The 26,051-nt window shown below is 64.5% G+C and carries 23 protein-coding genes; 15 read left to right on the top strand and 8 right to left on the bottom strand.

From position 1 onward, the window contains the following. Nucleotides 1-64: 64 nt before the first annotated feature. Together HH308_RS26100 and HH308_RS26095 are read left to right on the top strand one after the other, a co-directional pair. Nucleotides 65-1,237 (top strand): acyl-CoA dehydrogenase family protein, encoded by a 1,173-nt coding sequence (locus tag HH308_RS26100; protein ID WP_170197201.1) that lies wholly within the window; start codon nucleotides 65-67, stop codon nucleotides 1,235-1,237. Nucleotides 1,238-1,255: 18 nt separating this feature from the next. Further along, nucleotides 1,256-2,374: an acyl-CoA dehydrogenase family protein gene (locus HH308_RS26095; RefSeq protein WP_170197200.1), complete on the top strand. Its 1,119-nt coding sequence runs from the start codon at nucleotides 1,256-1,258 to the stop codon at nucleotides 2,372-2,374. A gap of 315 nt (nucleotides 2,375-2,689) precedes the next feature. On the opposite strand, the gene HH308_RS26090 is transcribed toward HH308_RS26095, so the two are convergent. Further along, nucleotides 2,690-3,394, bottom strand: coding sequence for a DUF3800 domain-containing protein (locus HH308_RS26090; protein WP_170197199.1), 705 nt, complete (start codon nucleotides 3,392-3,394; stop codon nucleotides 2,690-2,692). 294 nt (nucleotides 3,395-3,688) lie between these two features. Continuing rightward, on the bottom strand, nucleotides 3,689-4,210 hold the full coding sequence (locus tag HH308_RS26085; RefSeq protein ID WP_211188866.1) for a TetR/AcrR family transcriptional regulator: 522 nt from the start codon (nucleotides 4,208-4,210) through the stop codon (nucleotides 3,689-3,691). 135 nt (nucleotides 4,211-4,345) lie between these two features. On the opposite strand from HH308_RS26085, the gene HH308_RS26080 reads away from it, so the two are divergent. Together HH308_RS26080 and HH308_RS26075 are read left to right on the top strand one after the other, a co-directional pair. Further along, the gene (locus HH308_RS26080) at nucleotides 4,346-5,836 is read left to right on the top strand and encodes an MFS transporter (RefSeq protein ID WP_170197198.1); all 1,491 of its coding nucleotides are present in this window, start codon (nucleotides 4,346-4,348) and stop codon (nucleotides 5,834-5,836) included. Between the two features lie 131 nt (nucleotides 5,837-5,967). Then, nucleotides 5,968-6,396: a PNPOx family protein gene (locus HH308_RS26075; RefSeq protein ID WP_170197197.1), complete on the top strand. Its 429-nt coding sequence runs from the start codon at nucleotides 5,968-5,970 to the stop codon at nucleotides 6,394-6,396. Nucleotides 6,397-6,400: 4 nt separating this feature from the next. Here HH308_RS26075 and HH308_RS26070 read toward each other — a convergent pair whose 3' ends face one another. Next, nucleotides 6,401-7,426, bottom strand: a complete 1,026-nt coding sequence (locus HH308_RS26070) for an adenylate/guanylate cyclase domain-containing protein (RefSeq protein ID WP_312870860.1) — start codon at nucleotides 7,424-7,426, stop codon at nucleotides 6,401-6,403. A gap of 79 nt (nucleotides 7,427-7,505) precedes the next feature. Between HH308_RS26070 and HH308_RS26065 the strand changes: the two genes are divergently transcribed. From HH308_RS26065 to HH308_RS26050, 4 genes are read left to right on the top strand one after another with little or no spacing between them, the layout of a single operon-like run. Continuing rightward, nucleotides 7,506-8,744, top strand: a complete 1,239-nt coding sequence (locus tag HH308_RS26065) for an NADH:flavin oxidoreductase/NADH oxidase family protein (RefSeq protein ID WP_170197196.1) — start codon at nucleotides 7,506-7,508, stop codon at nucleotides 8,742-8,744. Nucleotides 8,745-8,763: 19 nt separating this feature from the next. Further along, nucleotides 8,764-9,702, top strand: a complete 939-nt coding sequence (locus HH308_RS26060; RefSeq protein WP_170197195.1) for an oxidoreductase — start codon at nucleotides 8,764-8,766, stop codon at nucleotides 9,700-9,702. Beyond that, a complete protein-coding gene (locus tag HH308_RS26055; RefSeq protein WP_312870859.1) occupies nucleotides 9,695-10,495 on the top strand; it encodes an alpha/beta fold hydrolase in 801 nt (266 codons plus the stop codon). Before HH308_RS26060 ends, HH308_RS26055 begins: the two co-directional genes overlap by 8 nt. Beyond that, nucleotides 10,492-10,932 (top strand): nitroreductase family deazaflavin-dependent oxidoreductase, encoded by a 441-nt coding sequence (locus HH308_RS26050; RefSeq protein ID WP_170197194.1) that lies wholly within the window; start codon nucleotides 10,492-10,494, stop codon nucleotides 10,930-10,932. Before HH308_RS26055 ends, HH308_RS26050 begins: the two co-directional genes overlap by 4 nt. A gap of 945 nt (nucleotides 10,933-11,877) precedes the next feature. Here HH308_RS26050 and HH308_RS26045 read toward each other — a convergent pair. Then, nucleotides 11,878-12,366: a VOC family protein gene (locus tag HH308_RS26045; RefSeq protein ID WP_170197193.1), complete on the bottom strand. Its 489-nt coding sequence runs from the start codon at nucleotides 12,364-12,366 to the stop codon at nucleotides 11,878-11,880. 45 nt (nucleotides 12,367-12,411) lie between these two features. Continuing rightward, the gene (locus tag HH308_RS26040; protein ID WP_170197192.1) at nucleotides 12,412-13,323 is read right to left on the bottom strand and encodes an alpha/beta hydrolase; all 912 of its coding nucleotides are present in this window, start codon (nucleotides 13,321-13,323) and stop codon (nucleotides 12,412-12,414) included. A 392-nt stretch (nucleotides 13,324-13,715) separates the two neighbouring features. On the opposite strand from HH308_RS26040, the gene HH308_RS26035 reads away from it, so the two are divergent. Further along, nucleotides 13,716-14,372 (top strand): TetR/AcrR family transcriptional regulator, encoded by a 657-nt coding sequence (locus HH308_RS26035; RefSeq protein WP_312870858.1) that lies wholly within the window; start codon nucleotides 13,716-13,718, stop codon nucleotides 14,370-14,372. A 77-nt stretch (nucleotides 14,373-14,449) separates the two neighbouring features. Here the strand turns inward: HH308_RS26035 and HH308_RS26030 are convergent, their stop codons facing one another. Next, nucleotides 14,450-15,382 (bottom strand): LysR family transcriptional regulator, encoded by a 933-nt coding sequence (locus HH308_RS26030; RefSeq protein ID WP_170197190.1) that lies wholly within the window; start codon nucleotides 15,380-15,382, stop codon nucleotides 14,450-14,452. Nucleotides 15,383-15,804: 422 nt separating this feature from the next. Between HH308_RS26030 and HH308_RS26025 the strand changes: the two genes are divergently transcribed. From HH308_RS26025 to HH308_RS26010, 4 genes are all read left to right on the top strand, one after another. Next, nucleotides 15,805-17,439, top strand: coding sequence for a flavin-containing monooxygenase (locus HH308_RS26025; protein ID WP_170197189.1), 1,635 nt, complete (start codon nucleotides 15,805-15,807; stop codon nucleotides 17,437-17,439). A gap of 79 nt (nucleotides 17,440-17,518) precedes the next feature. Continuing rightward, complete coding sequence (locus HH308_RS26020) at nucleotides 17,519-17,833, top strand: EthD family reductase (protein ID WP_170197188.1); 315 nt, start codon at nucleotides 17,519-17,521, stop codon at nucleotides 17,831-17,833. Between the two features lie 107 nt (nucleotides 17,834-17,940). After that, nucleotides 17,941-18,408, top strand: a complete 468-nt coding sequence (locus tag HH308_RS26015; RefSeq protein WP_170197187.1) for a MaoC family dehydratase — start codon at nucleotides 17,941-17,943, stop codon at nucleotides 18,406-18,408. Beyond that, nucleotides 18,405-20,072: an AMP-binding protein gene (locus HH308_RS26010; protein WP_170197186.1), complete on the top strand. Its 1,668-nt coding sequence runs from the start codon at nucleotides 18,405-18,407 to the stop codon at nucleotides 20,070-20,072. Before HH308_RS26015 ends, HH308_RS26010 begins: the two co-directional genes overlap by 4 nt. A gap of 1,020 nt (nucleotides 20,073-21,092) precedes the next feature. Here the strand turns inward: HH308_RS26010 and HH308_RS26005 are convergent. Both HH308_RS26005 and HH308_RS26000 read right to left on the bottom strand, forming a co-directional pair. Then, complete coding sequence (locus tag HH308_RS26005) at nucleotides 21,093-21,656, bottom strand: hypothetical protein (protein ID WP_170197185.1); 564 nt, start codon at nucleotides 21,654-21,656, stop codon at nucleotides 21,093-21,095. Nucleotides 21,657-21,773: 117 nt separating this feature from the next. Beyond that, nucleotides 21,774-23,006 (bottom strand): PucR family transcriptional regulator, encoded by a 1,233-nt coding sequence (locus tag HH308_RS26000; RefSeq protein ID WP_170197184.1) that lies wholly within the window; start codon nucleotides 23,004-23,006, stop codon nucleotides 21,774-21,776. Nucleotides 23,007-23,134: 128 nt separating this feature from the next. Between HH308_RS26000 and HH308_RS25995 the strand changes: the two genes are divergently transcribed. Together HH308_RS25995 and HH308_RS25990 are read left to right on the top strand one after the other, a co-directional pair. Beyond that, the gene (locus tag HH308_RS25995) at nucleotides 23,135-24,463 is read left to right on the top strand and encodes a cytochrome P450 (protein ID WP_170197183.1); all 1,329 of its coding nucleotides are present in this window, start codon (nucleotides 23,135-23,137) and stop codon (nucleotides 24,461-24,463) included. Beyond that, nucleotides 24,460-26,043: an FAD-dependent oxidoreductase gene (locus HH308_RS25990; RefSeq protein WP_170197182.1), complete on the top strand. Its 1,584-nt coding sequence runs from the start codon at nucleotides 24,460-24,462 to the stop codon at nucleotides 26,041-26,043. The genes HH308_RS25995 and HH308_RS25990 overlap by 4 nt, the downstream gene beginning before the upstream one ends. Nucleotides 26,044-26,051: the final 8 nt, after the last annotated feature.

Genomic DNA, 26,051 nt, shown 5'->3' with positions numbered 1-26,051 from the left:
TTGCATGATAAACAGGAATGGTGCAACGAATCAACAATTCGATGCAGGACCTAGGAGGACCTACATGAAGCTTGGCCTGACCGACGACGAGGCCGCATTCCGCGAGGAACTGCGCACGTTCTACCGCACCGAGATTCCCGCTGAGATCCGTGCCCGCACGCTGGCCGGCGAGTCCGGTAGGGACGATGTCGTCGCGACCCAGCGCATTCTGAACGCGCATGGTCTGGCCGTTCCGCACTGGCCGGTCGAGTGGGGCGGCAAGGATTGGACCCCCGCCCAGCACGACATCTGGCTCTCGGAAATGCAGCTGGCGTCGGTTCCCGAGCCGCTGACCTTCAACGCGAGCATGGTCGGTCCGGTGATCGCCGAGTTCGGTTCGCAGGAGCTCAAGGAGCGGTTCCTGCCGGCCACGGCCAATCTCGACATCTGGTGGTCGCAGGGCTTCTCCGAGCCCGACGCCGGTTCTGACCTGGCATCACTGCGCACCACCGCGGTGCGCGACGGAGACTTCTACGTCGTCAACGGCCAGAAGACCTGGACCACCCTCGGCCAGTACGGTGACTGGATCTTCTGCCTGGTCCGTACCGATCCGAACGCGCCCAAGAAGCAGGCGGGAATCTCCTTCCTGCTGATCGACATGACCACCCCCGGGCTGACCGTCCGTCCGATCAAATTGATCGACGGCGGCTTCGAGGTCAACGAGGTGTTCTTCGACGACGTCCGGGTGCCCGCCGATCAACTCGTCGGCGAGGAGAACAAGGGCTGGAGTTACGCCAAGTTCCTGCTCGGCAACGAGCGCACCGGCATCGCCGGCGTCTCGCGCACCAAGGTGCGCTTGGGCCAGGTCAAGGAGCATGCGCGCAACACCAAGGTCGGCAGCGGCACGCTGTTGGAGGATCCGTTGTTCGCGGCGCGGCTGGCCGAGGTGGAGAACGAAGTACTCGCGCTGGAGCTGACTCAACTGTCGGTGGTCGCGGGATCGGCCGATGGCAAGCCGAACCCGGTGTCGTCGGTGTTGAAGATGCGCGGCAGCCAGTTGCAGCAGGCCGCCACCGAGTTGATGCTCGAAGTCGCCGGGCCGGATGCGCTCCCGTTCGACGCCGGCGACGGCATCGCTTCGCCGGAGTGGGCGCAGCACGCCGCCCCGACCTACCTGAACTACCGCAAGGTATCCATCTACGGCGGATCGAACGAGGTGCAGCGCAGCATCATCGCCTCGACCATCCTCGGCCTCTGAGAGAAGTGAGCAACTGACATGGATTTCCAATATTCCGATGAGCAGGAAATGCTCCGCGACACCACCGCGACACTGCTTTCTCGGGCCTACGACGCCGAGAAGCGCAATCAGGTCATCGACACCGAGCTCGGCTGGAGCCGCGAGGTGTGGGGCCAGCTCGCCGAGGTGGGCCTGCTCGGACTGACCTTCTCCGAAGAGGACGGTGGGATGGATGCCGGGCCGGTCGAGGTGCACGCGGTACTGACTGAGGTCGGCCGTCGTCTCGCACCGGAGCCGATCATCGACTGCGTTCTCACCCCGGGCGGTTTGATCGCCGAGCTGGGTTCGGTCGAGCAGCGCAAGGTGCTCGCCGACGTCGCCGAGGGCAGTGTGCTGTTGGCCTTCGCGCATCAGGAACCCGGTGTGCGGTGGCCGTCGACCGAGCTGTCGACCGTCGCCACGCACGACGGTGGCGTGTGGACCATCTCAGGCCGTAAAAACCCTGTCCCGCACGGTGATTGCGCCGACCGGATCGTCGTCAGTGCCGCGCTGCCCGACGGTGGCGTCGGTTTGTTCGTGGTCGACGCCGCGGCCGTGGCGCGCCGTGGCTACAAGACATTCGACGGTCAGCGGGCCGCGCAACTCGACTTCGACGGTGTGGTCGCCGAGCCACTCGGTGACGGTGGCGATGCCACCGCGGCGATCGCGGCATCGGACGTCCGCACGCAGGCCGCGCTGTGTGCCGAGGCTGTCGGCGCGATGGAAGAGGCGCTGCGCCTGACCACCGAATACCTCAAGACGCGCAAGCAGTTCGGGGTGACGCTCTCGAAGTTCCAGGCGCTGACCTTCCGCGCCGCGGACATGTACGTGTCGCTCGAACTCGCCCGCAGCATGGCTGCGTACGCGACGATGGCGGTCGCCGACGGCACCGTCGACCCGGTCATCGCATCACGCGCCAAACTGCAGATCGGCCGCTCGGGCCGGCATATCGGCCAGGAGGCCATCCAGTTGCACGGTGGTATCGGTATGACCGCCGAGTACCCGGTGGGCCACTACACCGGCCGACTCGCCGCGATCGACCGACTGCTCGGCAGCTCCGACGACCACCTGCGGGCGCTGGCGGCCAACGTCGGATCCTACGATCTGGCCGAGCTGTAGATTTTCTCTCAAGAACGGCGGGAGTTGTTGCGATGCAACGACTTCCGCCGTCTTTTTGCGGGGTAGAATGAGACCGCAACTCACCACGCTTGAGCGTTGCTGGTTGGCATCGCAGCCTCCTTGCGGAGATCTCTGTGTGCTCGGAAGATCCGGCCCAAGCTGCCGCTGTCTCGACAGATCGTTCCGGGCTTGGTCCGCGGATGATGGATGACGGTCGTAGTGGTTGATTGACCTTGTGATTGGCGGTCGGTATGCTCACTTGTGCAGACCCCCCCACACCTGTGGAGCAGGGGGTCTAGCTGTTTGTGGGGTTATTTACATCGGGCGGGGTTCGCGGCGGTTGTCGCGTTCGGCAAGATATTTTGCATACCAGTTCCAGGCGTATTCGTTGTGCGGGTGTTTGTCGATGTGTGCGTTGGCGGTCCATGCGACGAGATCTGCCATCTGGACGAGTTGGGAAACCTTCGAGTCGATGTGGATGGCGTCTTCGATGACCCGTCGGCGTTGGAGTTCGAGTCCGCGATGGGTGGTGCGGTAGCTGGTGTCACTGCCGTCTCCGTCCATGACGATGAGGGCGAGGGAGTCGCTGTCGCGTAGTTCGTTCTCGAATTGTGCGACGAGGTCGGCGTAGAGGCTCTGTTTTGTTGCAGCCAGGTCGGATGGTTCGCCTCGCCGGTAGACGGCGCCGAGTCGAAGTCCTTCGGTGCAGCGGAGGGTGTCGAGGCAGGTGTCAGCGACTTCGCGGCCGAAGTCTTTCCAGTGTTCGACGCCATTGTGGATGTGGCGGTCTGGGACGCGCTTGGAGAGGCGTCCGCGTCCGTTGACGTAGTCGGTTGTATGGAGTTCCTTGGTGACTGCGATGCGGTACTCGCGCCACAGCATCTTGCGCATGTCTAGCCAGGTTCGGAGTACGGTGCTCCAGTGGTCGGGGCTGAACTCGATCCAGCCGTACACGACGAGTCCGGACGCGGGGTGTCCTGAGTCGTCGATGTAGATCATGCGGTCGATATGGGAGGGCACGACATGATGATGCCTTGCAGCTCAGGGTGCTCCGCACACGGCGTTCACTATTCCTCGAAGCTTCTTGGCGTAGGCGCATCGTCAGAGGATCCCGCGAGTGTCTCGTGGTGTCTTCCAGTTCAGGCTGCGAGAGGTCTTTCGTGTTGGCGTGCGACGCTGCTCGTCGAGCATTGGGAGATCGAGAACAGCACGGCGTCGCCGATCAACTTCACGACGCGTCCGCCGAGCGCGCCCACATTTTCCTGGCGAGCGGTGAATCGTCGAATGCATCTGCTGACTGCGCGATGCAGGCGGTCAACACGGGTGGTCTGATGTCGGCTCGCGGGTTGGCAGGCCGCGCAGCAACACGTCGACGAATAGGTCGAATCGTGCGGTGCCCGATCCGAGATCGTGGCCGGCGTGCTGCGCTCCGAGCCACTGTACGACCCCCAGCCCGAAGACGAACCAACTCTGCTGCGCCATCGCCGGCGATGCGCCGGCGACTGTGAAGGCGTGCACGACGCGGTCGTGCAATAGCCCGAATGAAGCCGGATTGTGCCGGTGAGGTGCGGCGACGTGGGCAGCGTAGCCGGGTACCGCGCCGAATTCGTCGTGCATCTTCCACGCCAGGTCACGTAGCCAGTCTCGCCAGCTCGACGCCGTGGGTTCGGACGCGGGGAGAATTCGCTCGACCATCACCTCGCTGATGAGGTCGAAAATCCCATCGCGGTCGGCGACCCATCGGTAGAGCGCGGAGTGGGTGACGCCCAACCGCGCTGCCAAGTCACGCATCGTCAGGGTTTGCAGGTTGCTCTCGAGCGCCGCGGCGACGATCATTTCGCGATTCAATCTCGCCGGTCGACCTTGCGGCCGCGCCTGTTTCTGCACGATCTACATCGTAGTGGCCAATTTAGTGACCAACGGTTACTAATCTGTTAGGGTCACCTACATTAGAGAGTTGAAGGAGTCTCGATGTGGGTGGCGGCGGTATTGGTTCTGTCGGTGGCGCATATCGTGCGGCGTTTCAAGAAGAGAGCTGAAGAGGACGACGATTCCGCACCGTCGCGTGCCGTGGCGTCGGTGTTGCTGCTCGCCGCGCTTGTGGTCGCTCTCGCGCAGACGATCGTGGTCGGGGTGCTCGCCGACCTCGCTCGCGAGTTCGGAACCGACGCCGTCGGCGCCACCTGGATGTTGACGGCTTTCATGTTGGCGTCGGCGGTTGCGACGCCCATAGCCGGACGACTCGGCGACCAGCATGGGCATCGCCGAGTCATCGTCACCGGTCTGGCTTTGTTGGCCATCGGCAGCGTGCTCACCGCGGTCAGCGTCGGCGCGGGCTGGTACTCGGGTGCGTTGCTCGGGCGCGTCGTTCAGGGGTTTGCGGGTGGCGTCTTCCCGTGCACGTTCGGTCTCGCTCGACAGGTGCTCCCGGGTCAGCGGTTGCCCAGGGTGATCGCCGCACTGAGTGCCATGTTCGGTGTCGGCGGTGCCGCCGGAATGGTGGTGGCTGGACCGCTCGCCGACGTCGCCGGCACGTCGGCGGTGTTCTGGACGATCGCCGGACTGAGCGTGATCGCGCTCGCCGGCTCGGGCGCATTGCCTCGACATCAGGCTGGAAATCCACAGAGTCGGGGATTCGACATCACCGGGGGTGTGTTGCTTGCGGCGGCCTTGGTGAGTTTGCTGCTCGCGATCAGTCAGGCGCGCAGTTGGGGAGCGGCTTCGCCGGCGACCGTCGGTCTCGGGATCGCCGTCCTCGTGTTCGCGGGGGCGTTCGGCGCCGTGGAGCATCGCACGGCTGAACCGTTGATTGATCTGCGGCTGTTATTCGGACGCCGCCTCATCGCGCTCAACGTTGCGACCGTCGTCACGGGGCTCGGGATGTTCGCCGCGGTGACACTGTTACCGCTGCTCGCGCAGGCGCCGCCGCAGTCGGGCTACGGTTTCGGCTACAGCGCGGCGCGCACGGGACTGCTGATCGCGCCTATCGGTGTGTGCATGACCGTCGCGGCTCCGGTGACGTCACGGCTCGCGGGACAGAAAAAAGGTGCACGTGGCGTGTTCCAGGCCGGCGCGACGCTCGCTGCGGTCGGGTTGCTAGGCCTCTGCGCATTTCACGACCGGCCCCTGCATGTCGCGATCAGCGGGGCCGTGCTCGGGCTCGCCTACGGGTTGGCGTTCGGCAGCATCGGAACTCTCGTCGTCGACGCTACGCCGCCCGAGCAGACCGGTGCGGCCGCCGGCATCAACACGATCTTGCGGACTGTCGGTGGCGCGATGGGGAGCGCGATCGCGGTGGCGATCGTCGCGGCCAGCTCAACTTCCCATGGCCCGCCGACCGAAGCCGGATACAAGACGGCGTTCCTGGTCTCCGCGGCCGTCGTCGGATTGGCGGCCTTGATTGCGGCAGCGATTCCGGCGACGGCTTCCGACGCCCATCTTCGCGACGAGATCCGAGAGTGACATAGGGCGTGAAAAGTCGCCGCGGCCCCCGTCTCTCGCTGGCGTGCCGGGCGAGGCGCCAGTCGAGTCCGAGTCGAAACCTCTGCAAACGCCTCGATGCGCCGGATGATGCGGCGTGTTATGACACAACGATGAAACTCACGGTCGCCGCGGCCCACGCCCGTTTCGCCGCGAACCTCCACGGCGTCCTGTGCACCACGCACCCTGATCGCGGTGCCGACCCACAGCCCGTCGTCTACACCGTCAGCGACGACGGGTACGTCGGCATACCGATCGACTCGGTGAAGCCCAAGACGTCGACCCGGTTGAAGCGTGAGCAGAACCTCGCGGCCGATCCGCGTGCGACGCTGCTCGTCGAGCATTGGGAGATCGAGGACTGGTCACGGCTGTGGTGGGTCAAGGCCCAACTCTCCTACCTGCCGGGTCCCGAGCGCACCGTCGTCGACGACCTCGCCGAGCGCCTGTCGCGGACCGTTCCGCAGTACGCTGACCGGCCGTTCCATCGGATCCTGGTGTTCGGTGTCGTCGGAGTGACCGGGTGGTCGGGTGCGGACGGGTGAGCGGTCAATCCGCGGTGCGTCGAACCGTCCACGACTTCAGCTGCTCATACCCCCGCACGTCCCTCGGTGCTTGCTCGACGACGCGAAACCGCCGATCCGCGGCGAGAACTCCGTACGTCGCCTCGTCGATGCGGATCTCGCCCGGCTCGGCCACCGACGTCAGCCGGCTGGCGACGTTCACCGTCGGACCGAATACGTCGCCGAGGCGCCGCAGAACCGGGCCGGTGGCGACGCCTGCCCGCACCGACGGTTGATCGGCGGGCCAGGCGTCGAGCAGGTCGACCGCGACGTCGGCGCCCGACGTCGGCTCCGCTGTGGTGAACAGCACGGCGTCGCCGATCAGCTTCACAACGCGCCCGCCGTGCGCACCGACGGCATCGGTCGCCACGGATTCGAACAACTCCAGTAACCCGGCCAGACCGGATTCGCTGGTGTGCCGGGACAGGGACGTGTAGCCGGAGATGTCGGCGAACCCGACGGTGACGGCGGCGTCGTCGAGACCATCGCGGTCGTAGCGGGCGGCGTTGCGCGCCACATAAGCCGCGAGTTGACGGCGCCAGACGTACCGGTGTTGGTCTTCGAGCAGTGGAAGGATTTCGTCGGCGAGCAGATCGACGACGCCGTCGAAATCAGTTTCGCTGTGGCTCAATGCAATTCGTGCCAAGGCGGCGCCGGCGTTGTCGGCGAGCTGCGCGAAGACCTGGCCGGTCAGGCGCGCGATCGAGACCACTTCGTCGAAGCTCACGATTCCGAGGTCGATCGCCCGCTTGACCCGTTGCGACGCCGCGAGGTCCTGATCGGTGAGTGCTACCTCGTCGTCGTCGGTGATGGCGAACCCCATCGAGCGCCAGAGGCGGCGCGCGGAATCCTGATCGAGGCCGGCTCGCTCGGATAAGCCACGCGGGCTCAAGGTTCGTGGGCCGCCGAGCAGCCGCGCTTCGATGGCTTCGGCGAAAGTACGCGCGTCGAAGTCTGCGTCCATGTCGGCCTCGTTCGGTGGTTGCTCGGTGACGTGAGTGATGGCGGTCACACACTACTGATGTTGACGCTGCTAACAGGGCGGCTTATGGTTGTAAGCACCGTAAACATAAAGCGTCCCGGAGGATTCGATGTCATCCACTCTGTTCACCCCATTGACCCTGCGCAGCGGTGCGGTCATCCCGAACCGGCTGGCCAAAGCCGCGATGGAGGAGAACATGGCGGCTACCGGCCAACTCCCCGGCGACACCCTCGTCCGCTTGTACGAGCGGTGGGGATCCGGCGGCGCCGGACTGCTGATCACCGGCAATGTCATGGTCCATGCCGAGGCGCTGACCGGACCGGCGGGCGTCGTGCTCGACGATAGGTCGCCGCTGGAACCCTTCCGGCGCTGGGCGTCCGCCGCCAAGAGCGGGGGAGCCAAGGTCTGGATGCAGATCAACCATCCGGGCCGGCAGGTTCGGGCGGACATGCCCGGCGTCGCGTGGGCCCCGTCGCCGACCCGCATCGACATCGGCCGCAACAGCAAGCGTTTCGCGACGCCGGAGGCGATGACCGCCAGCCAGATCGCCGACACCGTCGAGCGCTTCGTCACGACCGCGCGTCGAGCCGAAGAAGCGGGCTTCGACGGCGTCGAAATCCATGCGGCACATGGGTATCTGCTCTCGCAGTTCCTCTCACCGCTGTCCAATCAGCGCACCGATGAGTGGGGCGGCAGCCTGCAGAACCGGGCGCGGCTGCTCCTCGACATCGTGCGAGACGTACGCGCAGTGGTGTCGCCGACGTTCGCGGTGGCCGTCAAGATCAACTCCGCCGACTTCCAGCGCGGCGGCTTCGACGTCGACGACGCCGCGAAAGTCATTGCCATGCTTGACCCGCTCGGCGTCGACGTCGTCGAACTGTCCGGTGGCAGCTACGAGGCTCCGGCGATGACGGGGCAGGCCGCCGACGACCGGACGCGGTCGCGGGAAGCGTACTTCCTCACTCTCGCAGAGGAATTGGCACAGGCCAGTCCGCTTCCGCTGATGCTGACCGGTGGCATCGTTCGGCGCCCGGTCGCGGAGGAAGTTCTGGCCGGTGGTGTAGCGATCGTCGGAATGGGCAGCGCCCTCGCCGTCGACCCCGATCTGCCGAACAAGTGGCGAACCGACGCCGACGCCAAGGTCGAACTGACTCCGGTCGGTATCAAGGACAAGGCGGTGGCATCGGCCGCGGGTATGGCCCGCGTTCGTCGGCAACTGCGCCTGATCGGCGCCGGCCGACCCACGCGTCCGAACAGCAATCCCAAAGTAGCGCTCGTGGTCGAGACCGTTCGCCAGGAACAAGCGCTGCGTCAATACCGCAAGTGGCTGCGCAAGCGCGCCGCCTGACATCACCGAGGAGACAATCATGAGCTGGTCAGAAAACGACATCCCGTCTCAGCATGGCCGAGTCGCGGTCATCACCGGAGCCAACGGCGGACTGGGACTCGCCACCGCAAAAGCCTTGGCGCGCCAGGGCGCCGACGTCGTGCTCGCCGCGCGCAACCAGACCAAGGCGCGGGTCGCGCATGATCAGATCCGGGCCGCCGCACCGAATGCGACGGTGGAGATCGTACCGCTCGACCTGTCATCGCAGGAGTCGGTCAAGCGGGCCGCTGCCGACGTTCTGGCCGGCCACAGCCGAATCGATCTGCTGATCAACAACGCAGGCGTGATGGCGATGCCGGAGGGGCGCACCGTCGACGGGTACGAAACTCAACTCGGCACCAACCACCTCGGGCATTGGACCTGGACCGCCGAGTTGCTGCCCGCGGTGCTCGCCGCCGATGCGGGGCGCGTCGTCACGCTCACCAGCATCGCGCAGCATCAGGGTCGCAATCTCGATCCGGCGAATCCGTTCCTGGACGGTCGGTACGACGCATGGCGCGCGTACGGCAACTCCAAACTCGCCAACCTGCAGTTCGCCATCGGGCTCAATCGCCGACTGCAGGCCGCGGGTTCGCGCGCAATCGCGCTTGCCGCCCATCCGGGCTGGACCGACTCCGATCTGCAGACCACCACCGCGTCGGCCGGCGGCGGCGGACTCTTCGGCCGACTCGGTGGCCGTGCGACGGATGTGTTCGGCATGAGCGTCGAACGCGGTGCGCTGAGTCAACTCCGCGCGGCGACCGATCCGACGGCACAGGGCGGTTCGCTGTACGGCCCGTTGTTCGTGAGCTTCGGGTCTCCCGTGCGTAAGCCGTTGGCACCCTTCGGCATTGACGAGGGGATCAGTCGACTGTGGGAGATCTCCGAGAGGTTGACCGGTGTACCGCTCGACGTCGCCGCGCAGGCGCGTCGTGCCTGACCTGCCAGTCGACGCCGCGCCGACCGTTCTGATCGCCCCGGCAATGGCGATCGGTTCGGGCTACTACCGCCCGCTCGTCGAAGAATTCGAACGTCGGGGATGGCAGGCACGGGCGTTGCGTCGACGCGGATTCGAGCGCGACCGGCCACGCGCGAGTCGCGACGTCGACTGGAGCTATGCCGACGAGATCGCCGATATCGCTGCGGCCGTGTCGACGGCGCGCGCGTCGTCGGAGGGGCCGGTAATTCTGCTGGGGCACAGTCTGGGCGGGCAGCTCGTGGTCGGGCACGAGTTGACGCAACCGCCCGTCGACGGTGTCGTCACCGTCGGTGGGGCCGTGCCGTTCTTCCGGCATTTCGCCTATGGCGGAGCTCCACTGGCGCTGATGGCGGGAGTCGTTGTGCCCGTGACGACTTCGCTGTTCGGCTACCTGCCCGAACCGGCCTTCGGCGCGCCGGGTGCACGGACCTTGATGCGCGAGTGGGCACGGATGGTGCTGACCGGGCGAGCGCCATTTGCAACGGCCGCACCGATTTCGACGCCGTCGTTGATCGTCAGCCTCGGCGACGATCGGATGTCCCCGGCGGGTGCCGTCGATCACCTTGCGGCACTGTTTGATTCATCGTCGTCGACGCGTTGGCACTATGGCGGCGACGAAGTGCCGGACGGGGCGTCGAACGATCACGTCGGATGGGTACGCACGCCGGAGGTCGTCGTGGCGAAGACGATCACGTGGTGGCAGAACGTCGGATCCCTTAATTATCAAGCGCAACAACGAAAGGCATCGCAATGAATTCGAACGCAGTCAAAGACTACAGTGCGAAACTGATGAATCACGGTCACCGGCTGATCCTCAAGGTCAGCGGAAACAGGTTGCTCACGACACCTTTCGGGATGCCGACGGTGGAGCTGCATACCGTCGGGCGCAAGTCGGGGTTGGCGCGGTCGTGCTACCTGACGTCGCCGGTGAACGACTCCAGCCGGATCGTGCTGGTCGCGTCGAAGGGCGGCGACGACCGCAACCCCGACTGGTACCGAAACCTGCAGGCCACCCCCGACGCCGAGATCGTGATCCGCGGCGAACGCCGAAAAGTGAAGGCGCGCACAGCCGATGCGGACGAGAAGGCGGTCCTGTGGCCGCAGATCGTGTCTGCTTACAAAGGTTACGCGCAATACCAGAAGCGAACCGACCGCGACATCCCCGTGGTGATCTGCGACATCGTCGGGTAGACACTGCGCCGCGCGTACTGGGCGGCGTCCGCTCTCTGCGTGCCGAAGTGCGCTCCCGCTCGCCGAGCGCCGGAAGTGCGCCTCCCCGCTCCCCGAGCCGGAAGTGCGCCTCCCCGCTCCCCGAGCGCCGGAAGTGCGCCTCCCCGCTCCCCGAGTGCCGAAGTGCGCCTCCCCGCTCCCCGAGTGCCGAAGCGAGGAACGAGCTTCGGTGTAACGAGGGGCTGGTGACCCGAAAACCATACTGGGGAACGGGATTTCGGGACAGCTCGGAGTGGGCGGGCGACTCGCCGCCCGCAGATTCGACGGATGACACATCGTCGAACAGTCTCGAAATGTCGAATGACGTACCGCGAGTCGGATCGACATCGTGTTGCGGGCTTTGGTGTTCGGCTCGCCGACCCGTCGTTACACCGAAGCTCGCGAGCTCGCTGCGGCACTCGGGGAGCGGTGGTTTACACCGAAGCTCGTCAAAACGCTGCGGCACTCGGGGAGCGGTGGTTTACACCGATGCTCGCGAGCTCGCTGCGGCACTCGGGGAGCGGTGGTTTACACCGAAGCTCGCTGCGGCACTCGGGAGCGGTGGTTTACGTCGGGCGCAACACCCCTGATCGCCGAGCCGGAAGCGCGCCTCCCCGATCCCCGAGTGCCGAAGCGAGGAACGAGCTTCGGTGTAACGAGGGGCTGGTGACCCGAAAACCTTACTGGGGAACGGGATTTCGGGACAGCTCACAGTAGGTGGGGTGACTCGCCACTCGCGCAATCGACTGGAGATACATCGTCCAACAGTCTCGAAGCGTCGAATGACGTCCCCTGGCGGACCGTCGGATGCCCGTAGATCGTTGCATTCCGACGGTCAACGCCAAGGTCGAGTGGCTACGGAGGTGTCGAGGGTTCTCGGTGATTGACGGACGACGAGCCCAATACTCTCGGCGTCCACGAACTACCTCAGGCGAAGGCTGCCTTCATGTCGACGAGGTTCTCGCAGAGCTGGACCATGTTGCCGTCGGGATCGTAGAAGAGGAACGAGCGCACGATGCCCCCGGCTTCCCAGACGTACTCTGTCTGGGTCTCGTATCCTGCGCTTCTGACCTTCTCGAACCATTGGTCGATGTCGGTGACCTCGAAGCCGAGTTCGGAGATGCCGGTGTGGGCATACCGAAGTGTTTCCTTCGGCTTGCGTTGGACCGGTGGGTTGAGAGGCTGCTGGAATTCGAGGAAGGTGCCGTCGACTTCTGGGGGAGCGAGCAGGACCATCCGCGACTTCGACCCTTCGACCTTGAAGATGTCGTCCAGCGTTTTCTGATCGAAGAATGTTCCCTCGGGGCGGTCGGGAATGATCGTATCGGTGACGACCTTGAACCCGAGGATATCTCGGTAGAGCTTGAGGGATTCTTCGGCGTCACTGACGAAAACCGCGATGTGGTGGTATTTCATTACAGTTCCTTACTTCTCTCTTTTTTGTGGGTGGTTTGGGGTCGTTCAGTCGTGGGGTCGGTCGAGGGTGGCGCGCAGCCAGTCGCCGATTGCTTTGACCGTGGCATCAGCCGTCGCGTCACGACCTGCTGCGAACATGTAGATGTGCTGCTCCTCCGGGGCGATCTCGAATTCGACTTCGACGCCTGTCGCACGTGCTCGGTCGACGAAGCGTCGACTATCGTCGAGCAGTGCTTCGGCCCCGCCGACCGCGACGTACGTGGGAGGGAATCCCGTGAGATCGGCGTGCAGCGGGTTCGCAATCGGATCGGTTGGCGTACTGTCGGCGCCCAGAAGGAGCGCAGACATCAGCTCCACGAGTCCACGGTCGATGAAGACGTCCTTGCCTTCTGGATCGTCGAGAGTGGCACCGGTGTTCTCCATGTCGAGGAACGGCGAAAAGACGGCGACCGCCTGGGGCAGGGTTCGCCCGAGCTCTCGCAGCCGCAGTACCGAGCCGATGGCCACATTTCCGCCTGCGGAGTCACCGACCACGGCGACTGCGGCGGTCGGATTCTGTTCCAGGAGCCAGTCGTAAACTGTTGTGGCGTCCTCGATTTGGGCAGGGAAGGGGTGCTCGGGGGCGCGCCGGAAGTCGACGACCAGTGCGGCGGCACCGCTGGCCTTGGCGAGATGTGCCGCGAACTTGCGGTGGCTCGACGCGGTGTTGGCCGCGCCACCACCGTGGGTGTACACGAGGACTTTGGAGGTGTCCCTGTCGACGGGAAGACACCACAGAGCATTGACGCCGCCCGCGTCCACCTCGGAATAGGTCACGTCCGTGGGTTCGGCGGTGGCCCTTCCGAGCTGTTCGAACAGGGCCCGCAGGATTTCCAGTTCCATCGCCGGATCAGCGGCCATGAGTTCGCGTAGTGCGCGGAACTCGTTGGCCAACAGACTCGAATCGGAGTTCGGCATGAGACCTCAACCTTTCATAGAGAAGACATCACGGAATGTGTTTCCGGTGCGGTGAGCGGCGGCCTCGGCTGCGAAGTCGCAACCCGCAATCGGACGCGTGTCGAGTGTCACACCGTGACGAGTAGAGCCGGGTAATGCCGTTTGGTTATCGCCCTATCGCTCGACGCTGCGCCGACCGTCAATGGCCCGCAGACCAGCTACCCCACCGGCGTCGAAGGGAGTGCGGGACACCGCATCGGAAGGTTGCCAATCGATCGATCTGCAGCGGTATGATCACGTGCACAGGCGCAAGCGCATTCACCAATCAAGATCGATCGGTAGTCGGACGGCTGAGTCCGTGGCCTGGCACCATCGTTGACAAGAGGGAGAGCCAAGCGATGGACCCGTCTGGGGTGCAGCAAGCCGCCGTCTCGCTCTTTGCGCGTCGAGGTTTTGCCGCGACTGGGATTCGTGAGTTGGGCGCGGAAGCCGGGATTACCTCGGCGACCATCTATCACTACTTCGGGAATAAGGAATCGCTGCTCGCATCGATCATTAACGAGTGTCTGCTCGAATTGGCCGAGGCCGGAGTACGGGCCATGCGACGCAGCGCCGATCCAGCGGTTCAACTGGCAGGGCTGGTTGGCTCCCACGTCGGCATCACAGCGGTCAACCCGCTCACGTGCCGAGTAGCGGAGTACGAGATGCGCGGCTTGACTGAGGTCAATCGGGTCGAGATGCAGAAGATGCGCGACGAGTACGAGTCTATGTTCGGGCAAGTACTGGAGAGGGGGCAGCGTTTCGGCGCCTTCGATCTGTTAGATGTCGGATTGAGCAGACTAGCCATTCTCGAAATGTGCACCGGCGTTGCTCATTGGTACAGGCCGGACGGGCGCGTTCAATTGGTGGAAGTGCAGAACTTCTTCGTAAATGTTGCATGTCGAATGGTGTCGATCAATCGCGACGAGATCGCGGGCGTCGAGTTCCTCGAAACCCCCCGCCGGTTGAGCAGCGAACCAGACTCACGTTTCACTGATGTCTGGGGTATCGGCACTGTCGCGCGACGTTGACGCCTCCCTTCCCGTGAGCAAATGAGCTCGCCGAGAATGCTCACGGATGGATCGTAGGGTGTCTCGCCGAGGCGGGCTCAGGCGCTCACTGTTTCGGCATCGGGAACCCACGAGACCAGGCGCGCCGAGATGTCGTGGGCGACCGTGACGAAGTCAAGCACGTCGTCGCGAGAGTCGCCGGCGCGTCGCCCAACGCCAATCACGCTGCGTGGAGCATCCACGATTCGCATGGCGCGCAGGGCATTCGACCCGCTGATACCTCCGAGCCGCCATCCGCTTAGGGCCATTGGGCTGACGGTGCGGTTCTTGAGTACGTCGGCGGAGTACTCCATTACCGTCGTTGCGTTGGAATTGATCGCGCCTAGAGTCGACGATCGGTAGTCTGCGAAGCTCCAGAAATCGCGCCAGACTGTCGGCGCTTGAGCCACCTCGAGGGGCCGTTCGCCGAGCACGTCGTCCATCGTGACTTCCTCACGTTGCGCGAACGGATGTTCCACGCTTGCCACCGCCACTGTCGGCTCGTCGAACAGCGGAGAGAAGTCGAGGTCGTCGTGCATGAAGGGAGATCGGACGACCGCTACGTCCACGGCTCCGTCGAGGATGGCATCGAAATGGTCATCGAAGCGTAGTTGCCTGACACGCAGGTCGAGGTCTGGCCGCTTTGCGCGGAAAGTCTCGATGATCGGGAGACTCAACTCGCCCGCGGATGCGGGACCTGCGAGCAACCCGACTGTAAAGGTGGGCGGTTGCGAGGTCAGCTCGTGTGCATCGCGCTCGAACTCGTCGATGCGCCGCAAAAGGTCTCGCGCGTGAACCAATAGTGTCCGCCCGGCGGGGGTGAGCTCGACTCCTTGCGGGGACCGGACGAACACCCGATGACCGAGTCTCGACTCCAGCTTCTTGATCGCGACGGTGACAGCCGGCTGCGCGACCATTGCTCTGCGGGCTCCGCCGTGGATGCTTCCCTCTTCGGCGACGAGCAAGAAGTAGCGGAGGGTGCGGACATCCATTGATCGACTCCTAGGCGTTCGGTTCTGAACTGCAACACTCTTGATCACACAAGTGATAGAGATCCCGTCGGCACAACAGAGGGTACCCATGACATGGGGCGCAGTCAAGCAAAACCGATCACTCGATAGGTCCTGGCGAGCCCCATCGCATGAGGTCAGAGAGGTCTGCCGATCAGTTGATCGGCGTGGATGACCGCGCGGGCCAGCGCTCAGGCCGACACCCGCGCGGGGGATCTGTTACCTCCCAGCTCGATCATCGCGCCCGCTCTGGCTCGCCGGCCCTGCGGCGTCGACGGACGGGAGTTGTTCCGCGGCGCGTGGACGAGCCGCGCCAGTGCATTCCGGGAAGTCGAATACCGGTCGCGGGGCAATAAGAAATCGGTATTACCAAGGCTGGAAAATCTGAATCTACAGTGTGACCTATGACTCAATTCAATGAACAAGCCGACGTCGATGTAGTAGTTGTAGGCACCGGATTCGTCGGGATATACGCCACTCATTATCTGCGTGACCAGCTCGGACTCGCGGTACGCACTTTCGAGGCCGGCTCCGATGTGGGGGGCACGTGGTTCTGGAACAGGTACCCGGGCGCGCGCTGCGACATCGAGAGCGCTCACTACTCGTATTCGTTTTCCGAAGAGCTCCAGAGTGAGTGGAAATGGAGCGAACGCTATGCGGCCCAGCCGGAGATCCTCGCTTATCTGAATCACGTCGCCGACAAATTCGATATTCGCCGCAGTGTTCAATTCAACACGCGTATAACCTCTATGGTGTGGGACGATGCTGCATCCGTGTGGCACGTCGGCACCGATGCCGGCGAGACGACGACTGCTCGCTTCATCGTCTCCGGAGCTGGAAACCTGAGTATTCCGAAGAAGCCGGAGTTCCCCGGAATCGACAACTTCAAGGGTCAACTGATCTCGACACACCGCTGGCCGCACGAGCCGGTCGACCTGGCAGGCAAGCGAGTCGGGATCATCGGGACGGGTGCCTCCGGTATTCAGGTAATCCAGACGATCGCGTCCGAGGTCGGACACCTCACCGTCTTCCAGCGCACCCCGAACTTCGCGTGCCCGCTGCGCAACCGGCCGGTCTCCGAGGCCGAGCACGAGGAGCGTGTCAAGAACTATCCGGATATCCGTGAGGGCGCGCTCCACAACTTCATGGGCATCGTTTCCGACGAGCCTGGCGAGTCGGCAAAAGCCGCTGGCGAAGAAGAACGCAAGGCGGCCTATGACCGGATGTATTACGACGTAGGCGGGTTCCACATCCTCGTCGGAACCTACGGCGACCTGCTCTTCGACAAGGAGTCGAACGACACGCTCGCCGAGTACCTGCGCGAGCAGATCGCCAAACGTGTAGAGGATCCCTCGGTGGCCGCGATGCTGACGCCTCATGACCACCCGTTCGGTACGAAGCGCGCGCCGATGGAGACGAACTACTTCGAGGTGTACAACCGCGACAATGTCACGCTCGTCGACGTCCGTGCGAACCCGATCCAAGAGGTCACCGAGAAGGGGGTGCGCGTCGGCGACACCGAGTACGAGTTCGACGTCCTCATCTCCGCGATGGGCTTCAACTTCTCGACCGGAGCGTTGCTCGAGATGGGCGTCGTCGGCCGGAATGGACTGACCCTCAACGAAAAATGGGCGGACGGCCCGGAAACCTACCTCGGCATCGCCTCGCACGGGTTCCCGAACTTCTTCATGATCACCGGACCTCAGAGCCATGTCGCACTGACGAACAATCCGCTGGCGATCGAGGACCATGTCAACTTCGCATCGGAGACCATCAGGTATCTGGTCGACAACGATATCGACACCATCGAGCCGACCGCCGAGTCCGAGACCGAATGGGTGGAGACGGTGCGCACCCTCGCCGACGCGACCCTCTTCCCACTTGCAAAGTCCTTCTTCATGGGTGCCAACATCCCCGGCAAACCAATCTCTCCGCTGATGTACCTCGGCGGGTCGCCAACGTATCGGGCGCTCTGCTATGAGATCGCGGCCGACAACTACCGCGGCTTCGCACTGCAAAGGGCGACTGTCAACTCGTAGCAGCCAGGCCTGATCGCCCGGCCGACGCACTGGCCGGGCGATCTACGTATGCAGATCAACTCAACGAAAAGGAACAACGATGATCACCGTCAGCGTGCTCTACGCCAACTCCGATGACGCCTCATTCGATATCGACTACTACGTGACCAAGCACATGCCGATGGTTCAGGCGAAGCTCGGTTCGGCGTTGCTGGACAGCCAGGCCGAGCAGGGGCTGGCCAGCGGAACTCCCGGTGAGAAGCCGCCCTATGTCGCGCTGTGTCATCTGCACTTCGACTCCGTCGAGGCATTCCAAGGCGCGTTCGCGCCGCACGCCGAGGAGATCCTGGCCGACGTCGCGAACTACACGAACATCGAGCCGACGTTCCAGATCAGCGAGATCAAGCCGATCTGATCAGTACGAGCTCCCGGTAGCGGGCACCCTCCGGCAGGAGGGGCCCACTCCGGGGAGTTCGAACCGAGCAACGCCCTTGATCCCTATCTGCCAAACCAGGAGCACAAGTGATCAGCAAACCCTACGAGGCGATCGCTGTAGGCGACACCGCGACGACGGACTGGCACATCGTCACCGAAGAGTACGTTCGCGACTTCGCCGAGCTGACCGGCGACAAACACCCACTGCATCTCGATGCCGACTACGCGGCTACCAACCGATTCGGACAGCGAATCGCCCACGGCGCACTGATGCTGTCGACGCTACTGGGTCTCGTCGAACTGGATCCTCGCTACTTCCAGGCGTTCTACGGCCTCGACAACGTCCGCTTTCTCGCGCCGACGTTCTTCGGTGATCGCGTACAGTCGCACTCCGAGGTACTCGGACTCCGAGACAGATCCGATGGAGCGACAGCGGTCGTCACCTGTCGTGCATGGCTGGTGAACCAGGACGGCACCAAGGTCTTCCAAGGTGACTTCCAATTTCTCGTCGGCAGACACCTCGGTCGCGACAACGAGCAGGTCGTCGCAGGATGACACCCACCACATCGCGTCCGTCGTGGTGGCAGGACCTCACCGCTCCGACGTTCACGTGGAGCGTCCCCGATCGATTCAACATCGCCACTGCATGCACCGACGATCAACGCCGCGAGGACCTTGCACTGATCGTCGACACCGGCATCCGCATCGACCGATACACCTTCGGCGATCTGACCGCACTCAGTCGGCGGTTCGCGTCCGCGTTGACCTCCACGCTCGGTCTGACCGCGGGTGATCGCATCGGAATCATGGTGCCCCAAGGAGTGGAGGTGCTCACCGCACATCTCGGTGGCTTCCGCGCGGGAGTGGTTACCGTTCCGTTGTCGGTCAAGTTCGGCTCCGACGCAGTCGCCCACCGTCTTGCAGATTCAGGCGCGCGGGTCCTCGTCATCGACAGCGAAAGCTACTCACGAGTGCACGCCGGACTGGCCGACCTTCCTTCGCTTCACACCGTACTGGTGGTCGGCGAGCGGGCCGCCGACGGTAACGCGAGGTTCGACCTCCAGACGTTCGACGAGGTCGTCGCCGCGGCCGATGAATCTCGGACCGCCGCAATCACAACCGCGGCGTCACCGGCCATCATCATCTACACCTCCGGTACGACCGGACCGCCCAAGGGGGCTCTGCACGGGCACCGCATCCTGCCCGCCCACATGCCGGGAGTGCGCATCGCTTTCGACGACGCCCCCACCCCGGACGACATCTTCTGGACGCCGGCGGATTGGGCCTGGATCGGCGGACTATTCGATGTTCTCTTCCCCGCCCTCGCCATGGGCCGCCCAGTTGTTGCCTGTCCAGACAAGTTCACCGCCACCAGGGCCCTCCAGATCATGGCCGAACACGCGGTCACAGCGTCGTTCGTGCCACCCACCGCCCTCAAACAAATGCGCAGAGACGGTGTCGACGCCGCTACCGCGGGCCGGGTACGGCTCAGGTCACTGGCAACTGGCGGCGAACCGCTCGGAGAGGCGTTACGGAGCTGGGTCCAAACCATATTCGGTGTTGCCATCAACGAGTTCTACGGACAAACCGAGATGAACATGACCATCGGCACTGCCCGGTCGAAATGGATTGCCCCGCCGGGCTCGATGGGGCGGCCCTTCCCGGGGTTCACCGTCGCGCTTCTCGACTCGCTCGGCGAGCCGCAAGCAGTTGGCCAGGTGGGCGAGATCTGCGTTCGGGCAGACAATCCAGGTCAGTTCATCGAGTACTGGAATAGACCGGAGCACACCGCGGAGAAGCGCCACGGCGGATGGATACATACGGGAGATCTGGGGACACGGGACGACGACGGCAACTACTTCTACCAAGGTCGGGCCGATGACGTGATCTCCTCAGCCGGATACCGAATCGGCCCTGGGGAGATCGAGGAGACACTTCTGACTCACCCGGCTGTCGCGATGGCGGGTGTCATCGGCGCGCCTGACGAGTTGCGAGGCGAGGCGGTGCACGCATTCGTCGTACTCAACAACGGCATACACGGCACTGACGAGCTGCGGACAGAACTGCAAACCTACGTGAAGAGTCGCCTGGCGTTCTACCAGTACCCGCGGCAGATTACGATCGTCGACGAATTGCCACTTACCGCCACCGGAAAGATCCTGCGGCGCGAACTGCGTCTTCGAGCCGAAGAGCGAGCCGACCCAGCCATCGGCACATGAACAACTCAACAGACGATGTGCGCCGACACGGGCCGTCGCACTACCCAGGAGCGAAGAGACTTGTGGGGCGCTTACCGTCAGTCAGTTCCATCTTGGATGCGTCCGCCGTAGTGGAGTATCGCGTCTAACTCCGGTATCGATGCGATGACGGTGCTTGGGGGCGGTCGCAGGGTGAAGCGATTCGTTGTGACTGCTGGGGCGGATGGGGGTTGTGTGGGTGCTGTGTCTAGGGGTTGTCATGTGAGCGTTCGGTGCGGGTGTCAGTGTCAGTTGCAATGACCCTGGCACCGCGGGGGGTGCGATGGGGCCTCGGCAGCCCGGCGTGCGCCGGAACTGTGGCGATGCTGCGGCGGCAGCGCAGAATTCTTGGTGCGCTACGTCGTTCCCACTGCAGTAGCCAATGTTGCACTGCGGTAACCGAATTCGCGGCACCGTAACCTCTTCGCGCTGCGGTGGTTACGTCCGCGGTAACGGGTTACCGCAGTGGTAGTTCGACCACCGCCGCGTGAACGCGCTACTGCAGCGACAAACGCGGCATTGGCGAGGTCCAGACGCGAGTCGACACACCCTGGTGGCCGGGGATAGAACGATTCGTTGATACCAATGGTGCGCAAGGGGCGCGAGTCCATCTCAAACCGTGCCAAGGGCGGCAACGGTACCTCCGATACTCAACCGCGGCCCCGGTCGAACACCCGCCGGGCATCTCCGACCGTTGAGCCGCGACAATCCACTAATCGGGTGTCGCATTTGAAGAGTTGTATGACGTTGCGTTCCTCTGCCGGTTGAGCGAGCGGAGCGAGTCGAAACCCCACCGGTCGGGCTATGACGAAACCCTCAGCGTCACAGTGGTCTCGACTCGGCTTCGCCTCGCTCAACCAGCAGGATGCGGCGAAGCAGGGTGCGCGCAGGGATATCAATACCATTAGCCGCGACACCCTACTTATCGAGTCATAGAGGGCCGGTCCGTGATCTGCATCCAACCGCATGCGGATGACGCCCAGGCCAGCGGTCCGCAGCCAGTCAGGACACCTTCGCCCCGTGGCGTTGCTCGCTGCGCAGCGCGCCGACGTCGGCGACGTATGGCCGACCCGTCGCTTCCAGCATGAACGGTTGCAGCACGCTGCGCTGCCGGTCGGTGAAGCCGAGCATTCCGAATCCGAGGTAGAGGCCGGGCGACACGCGCCGGACGTCGTCGACGAGATTCAGCGCGCCGTTGACGGTGTCGAATGTGCGGTAGTCGAGTTGAAAGGCCGGTCGTCCGTCGATATGCGACGCTGCGATACGCGTGGTCATCGGATCGCGGTAGTCCAGGCGACCGGTGATCGCCCACCGATGAATGTTGTAACCCCGTCCTGAGTGCTCGTCGATCTGCCGGAATCCCTTGGTCTTCCACAGGTGGAGCGGGTTGCGGACCTTGACAGCGGCGATCGCGGTGCGGACCAGATCGGGCTGCCGCAGCGGTGTGCCGTCGAACTCGCCGATCATCTCCGTGAGTGCGGGTGCGTCGAGGGTGGCGAACAGGTCGACCAGCTCGGCATGCGTCATCGACGTGAGATCGGTTGCGCGCGTGGCTGTTTGCGTCATATGTACGTCCTCTGATCTGGGAAGCTGTGCGGGTGTGTCACACAACTTTCACATCGGGCAACCGCCACTTCCAGGTGCAGGACAACCAGAAGCAGTCAGCTGATGTGCACAATGCACTCAGTCGGCCGTCGACGTCGCGCCCCGCCAATGCCGGATCTCCAATGCCATCCCGATGTTGAGTGCGTTGTCCGCAACCGTCCGCGGCAGTAGCTCGTCGGCGCGCTTGATCCGCCGCAACAGCGTGTTGCGGTGCGTGAACAGCCGATCGGCCGCCTTCGAGGCGTTGCACTGTTCGGCGAGATACGCCCGCACCGCCTCCCGCAGCTCCGGGTACCCGGTTTCCAAGGGCCCCAACGTATGTGCGACGAACCGGTTTGCCTGGTCGGGCGACGCCGCGAGCAATAACACCCCCTCGACGTCGGCGAAAGTTCCGACGGAATGGTCGGTGTCCAGCCGCGCCATCATGTGCTGGGTACGCACCGCGTCGAGGTGCGACGTCCGGAATCCGTCGAGTCCCGGCCCGGTCGACCCGATGGCGATCTGCCAGTCGGTCCTCGCGTCGACGATGCGCCCGACGTCGCGCAGCCGGTCCTGAGTGACGCCGCCCAACCATCCCCACACCGTGCCGGCACTCGCGACGATCCGGACCACGCCCGCCGCACCGAGATGCTTCGCGAGGTCGTCGACGGTGCGCTCGAGTTCGGAGAGTCGGGGCGAGGGGTCGGTGGTCCAGACGACGATCGCGGTGTGCACCTGGTCGAGCCGGTAGCCGGGGATGAGTTCGGCCGACGCCCGGTCGACCCGGCCGCCCGCGATCAACCCCGACACGGCGTCGAGCCGGGCTGCCTCGCGTCCCCGCGTCATCCGGTCGCGTTCGCTGGCGATCTCGGCGGTCAGCGCCGAGATGGTCGCGTCGACGAACGTGCCGATCGTCTGAGCGGTGACGTCGAGCATGTCGCGCAGGTCGTCGATATTCGACGTCAACGCGAAAGCGATCTTCATCCACCGTCGCCAGGCCACGTTCTGCCCGAGCCGATACGCGTCGACGTTGGCTTCGGTATGACCGCGGTACACCATCGACTGCGCTGTGCTGGTCAGGTCGTCGACCAGCGGAGGCACGTACGCGCCCGGATCAGCGACGTTCGCCGCCGCCCAATACCGCAGCAACGCGTGAGTACTTCGCACGGTGAAGGCGCGCAACGCGGGGTCGTCGGCGATGCGCTCCATGTCCGACGCCGAGAACGCGGCCTCGTCGATCTCGTCGAACCAGCTCTGGGGCGCGTCGAGCGCCTGCTGTGCGGCTTGCCTGATCAGATCCTTCACCGCCGGTGTGCACTCGGGTGGTTCCATCGGAAGAGACTAGCCTTCTGGTGCTATTTGCACCACAGGATGACCATGTTGGTGAGCATGCACATTCCACGCCAACCCGTGGTCCATGACGATGGGTAGCACAGCACATCGAACTCGCGGGAGCATCCATGACCACGACCCGACCAGCCGACCCCGTCCTCGTCGGTCCCGTCCGACTTCCACCCGGACCGCCGCTGCGGCCGCGAAATGTCGTGCGATTCCTCACCGACCGGCCGCGGATGCTCGCCGAGCTGGCTGACCGCTACGGCCCGACGTTCACGATGACCGTACCGACCTTCGGCACCTCGGTCGTGATCACCGAGCCCGCGATGTTCAACGAACTGTTCCATATTCCCGCCGACGTCGCGGGCGGCGTCGAGCCGAGCCTCGACGTGATGTTCGGCGAAGGCTCGATCTTCGGTAAGCAGACCGCCGAGCATCAGCGACACCGCAAACTGCTCACTCCGCCGTTTCATGGGCGCAGCCTGCGCGCGTTCGAGTCGATCGTCGAAGAGGAGACGCTCAAGGAGATCGCGAAATGGCCGGTGAGACAGGAGTTTCCGGTTCATCCGTCGACGATGAGTATCACGCTCAACATCATCCTGCGGGCGATGTTCGGCGCCGAAGGTGCGGAGTTCGAGGAACTGCGTGACCTCGCGCCGCGCTGGATTCGCTTCGGCGCGTTCCTGTTCGCGGTGCGGCCACTGCAGAAGGACTGGCCGCTCAGTCCGTGGCGGCGCCATCTCGCGATGCGCAGGCAGTTCGACGACATCATCGAGCGGCTCATCGCGCGCGCCTACGCGGACCCCGACTTCGAGAACCGTCCCGACGTCCTGTCCCTGCTGCTGCGGTCCACCTACGACGACGGCAGCCCGGTGACGCACCGCCACATCGGCGACCAACTCACCACCCTGCTCGCCGCCGGTCACGAGACCACCGCGACGTCGCTGGCGTGGGCGTTCGAACGGTTGAGCCGGCACCCGCACCCGCTGGAGCGACTCGTCGCCGAGATCGACGACGGAGAGGCCGCCTACCTGCAGGCTACGATCCACGAGGTGATGCGCTCGCGCGCAACCATCGACGGTACCACCCGCCGGGTGCTGGTCGCTCGAATGCCGTTGGGCGAGTGGGTGATTCCCTACGGGATGAACATCTACACGGCAACCTCGGTGGCGCACCACGATCCGCGCAACTTCCCGCGACCCGACGAGTTCATCCCGGACCGGTTCCTGGGCCGCATGCCCGACACCTATGCGTGGACGCCCTTCGGCGGCGGACTGCGGCGCTGCATCGGCGCGGCCTTCGCGAATATGGAGATGACCGTCATCCTGCGCACCATCCTGAGCACGTATCGTCTGCTGCCGACCGACGCCCCCGACGAACGCGTCGCCTTCCGCGGCCTGCCCTTCGCGCCCGGCGCGGGCGGACGGATCCGAGTGGAGCCGCGGATCTCATGAGCCATGTGATCACGGCGTCGTGCTGCAACGATGCGGGGTGCGTCGCGGCCTGCCCGGTGAACTGCATTCATCCGACGCCCGACGAACCCGACTTCGCCACCGCCGAGATGCTCTACGTCGACCCGGCGACGTGTATCGATTGCGGCGCCTGCGTATCCGAATGCCCGGTCGACGCGATCGTACCCGCCGCTCAATTGCCCACCGACGCAGCGGCTTTCATCGACATCAACGCCGCCTACTATCGCGACCACGACGTGCGCGGCGGTCTCGTCCCGTTCCGGCCCGCGGTGCGTGCACAGGTGCCGAGCACGACTCGAGTGGCGATCGTCGGGTCCGGGCCCGCCGGTATGTACACCGCGAAAGAGCTTCTCGCCCAACCGAATATCGAAGTCGACGTCATCGATCGGCTCCCGACGCCGCTGGGTCTGATCCGGTCCGGCGTCTCGCCCGACCACCAGTCGACCAAGAAGGTCGGCGCGGTCCTCGATTCGATCGCCGCGTCGCCGAGGGTGCGCTACCTGCTCGGCGTCGACGTGGGGACCCATGTCAGCTCCGAAGAGCTGGCCGAGGGCTATCACGCGGTGGTCTACGCGCACGGCGCGTTTGCTCCGAAGTCGTTGGGACTCAACGGAGAAGAACTGCCCGGCAGCGTGTCGTCGAGCGACTTCGTCGGCTGGTACAACGGACACCCCGACTTTGCCGACCATCGATTCGACCTGTCCGGTGAGCGCGCCGTCATCGTCGGAAACGGCAACGTCGCGCTCGACATCGCGCGGGTCCTCCTCACCGACCCTGACGACCTCGCACTCACCGATATCGCCGATGACGCGCTGAAAGCATTGCGGGAGAGTGCTATTCGTGAAGTAGTGGTGCTGGGTCGGCGCGCGGCGTCGGACGCGGCGTACACCGTCGGCGAACTCGCGGCGCTGGCAGGACTGCGAGACGTGGACGTGATCGTCGATGAGCCGTTGCCGCGATCCGCCGGAGATGCGTTGGTGCAGAGCAAGATTGACGTCTTACGGACGCTGTCCGCGCGGACGAGGGGAGGTGGACGCCGACTGGTGTTCCGGTTCGGCACGACGCCCACCGCGATTCTCGGCGTCGACCACGTCACCGGGCTCGACGTCGCCGACGGCACCCCGATAGCGTCGTCGCTTCTCATCCGCGCGATCGGATACGCCGGACAACCGATCGGCGGAGTGCCGTTCGACACCACGACCGGTACGGTGCCGCATCGCGACGGCAGGATCGTCGACCCGACGTCGGGCGAATGGCTTCGCGGCCGGTACGTCGCGGGTTGGATCAAACGCGGATCGCGCGGTGGTATCGGCGCGAATCGGCGATGCGCCGAGGAGACGGCGCGGTCGTTGCTCGACGACGCCGCTGCCGGATTACTGACTGCCGCCTCAACCCTTGACGTCGCGGAGCTGGCGCGTGGCCGTGGCGCGACCGTCGTCGACGCGCAGGGATGGCGGCGGATCGATGCGGCCGAGCGGTCGGCTGGTGTGGCGGCCGGCCGGGTGCGGGTCAAGATGACAGACTTCGACGAGCTACTGACTGTGGCCGAGCAGGCCGGATAGGAATGACC

This window comes from Gordonia asplenii, assembly GCF_012933505.1.
GTDB classification, from domain to species: Bacteria; Actinomycetota; Actinomycetes; order Mycobacteriales; family Mycobacteriaceae; genus Gordonia; species Gordonia asplenii.
Note: the sequence above shows the minus strand (reverse complement) of the source record. Positions and strands in the feature narration are given on the sequence as shown.

Bases quoted from the DNA above. Each gene is read 5' to 3' on its own strand.
- HH308_RS26100 (WP_170197201.1), top strand. From the start codon at position 65: ATGAAGCTTGGCCTGACCGACGACGAGGCCGCATTCCGCGAGGAACTG.
- HH308_RS26095 (WP_170197200.1), top strand. From the start codon at position 1,256: ATGGATTTCCAATATTCCGATGAGCAGGAAATGCTCCGCGACACCACC.
- HH308_RS26085 (WP_211188866.1), bottom strand. From the start codon at position 4,210: ATGATCGTCGCCGCGGCGCTCGAGAGCAACCTGCAAACCCTGACGATG.
- HH308_RS26080 (WP_170197198.1), top strand. From the start codon at position 4,346: ATGTGGGTGGCGGCGGTATTGGTTCTGTCGGTGGCGCATATCGTGCGG.
- HH308_RS26075 (WP_170197197.1), top strand. From the start codon at position 5,968: ATGAAACTCACGGTCGCCGCGGCCCACGCCCGTTTCGCCGCGAACCTC.
- HH308_RS26065 (WP_170197196.1), top strand. From the start codon at position 7,506: ATGTCATCCACTCTGTTCACCCCATTGACCCTGCGCAGCGGTGCGGTC.
- HH308_RS26060 (WP_170197195.1), top strand. From the start codon at position 8,764: ATGAGCTGGTCAGAAAACGACATCCCGTCTCAGCATGGCCGAGTCGCG.
- HH308_RS26050 (WP_170197194.1), top strand. From the start codon at position 10,492: ATGAATTCGAACGCAGTCAAAGACTACAGTGCGAAACTGATGAATCAC.
- HH308_RS26045 (WP_170197193.1), bottom strand. From the start codon at position 12,366: ATGAAATACCACCACATCGCGGTTTTCGTCAGTGACGCCGAAGAATCC.
- HH308_RS26040 (WP_170197192.1), bottom strand. From the start codon at position 13,323: ATGCCGAACTCCGATTCGAGTCTGTTGGCCAACGAGTTCCGCGCACTA.
- HH308_RS26030 (WP_170197190.1), bottom strand. From the start codon at position 15,382: ATGGATGTCCGCACCCTCCGCTACTTCTTGCTCGTCGCCGAAGAGGGA.
- HH308_RS26025 (WP_170197189.1), top strand. From the start codon at position 15,805: ATGACTCAATTCAATGAACAAGCCGACGTCGATGTAGTAGTTGTAGGC.
- HH308_RS26020 (WP_170197188.1), top strand. From the start codon at position 17,519: ATGATCACCGTCAGCGTGCTCTACGCCAACTCCGATGACGCCTCATTC.
- HH308_RS26010 (WP_170197186.1), top strand. From the start codon at position 18,405: ATGACACCCACCACATCGCGTCCGTCGTGGTGGCAGGACCTCACCGCT.
- HH308_RS26005 (WP_170197185.1), bottom strand. From the start codon at position 21,656: ATGACGCAAACAGCCACGCGCGCAACCGATCTCACGTCGATGACGCAT.
- HH308_RS26000 (WP_170197184.1), bottom strand. From the start codon at position 23,006: ATGGAACCACCCGAGTGCACACCGGCGGTGAAGGATCTGATCAGGCAA.
- HH308_RS25995 (WP_170197183.1), top strand. From the start codon at position 23,135: ATGACCACGACCCGACCAGCCGACCCCGTCCTCGTCGGTCCCGTCCGA.
- HH308_RS25990 (WP_170197182.1), top strand. From the start codon at position 24,460: ATGAGCCATGTGATCACGGCGTCGTGCTGCAACGATGCGGGGTGCGTC.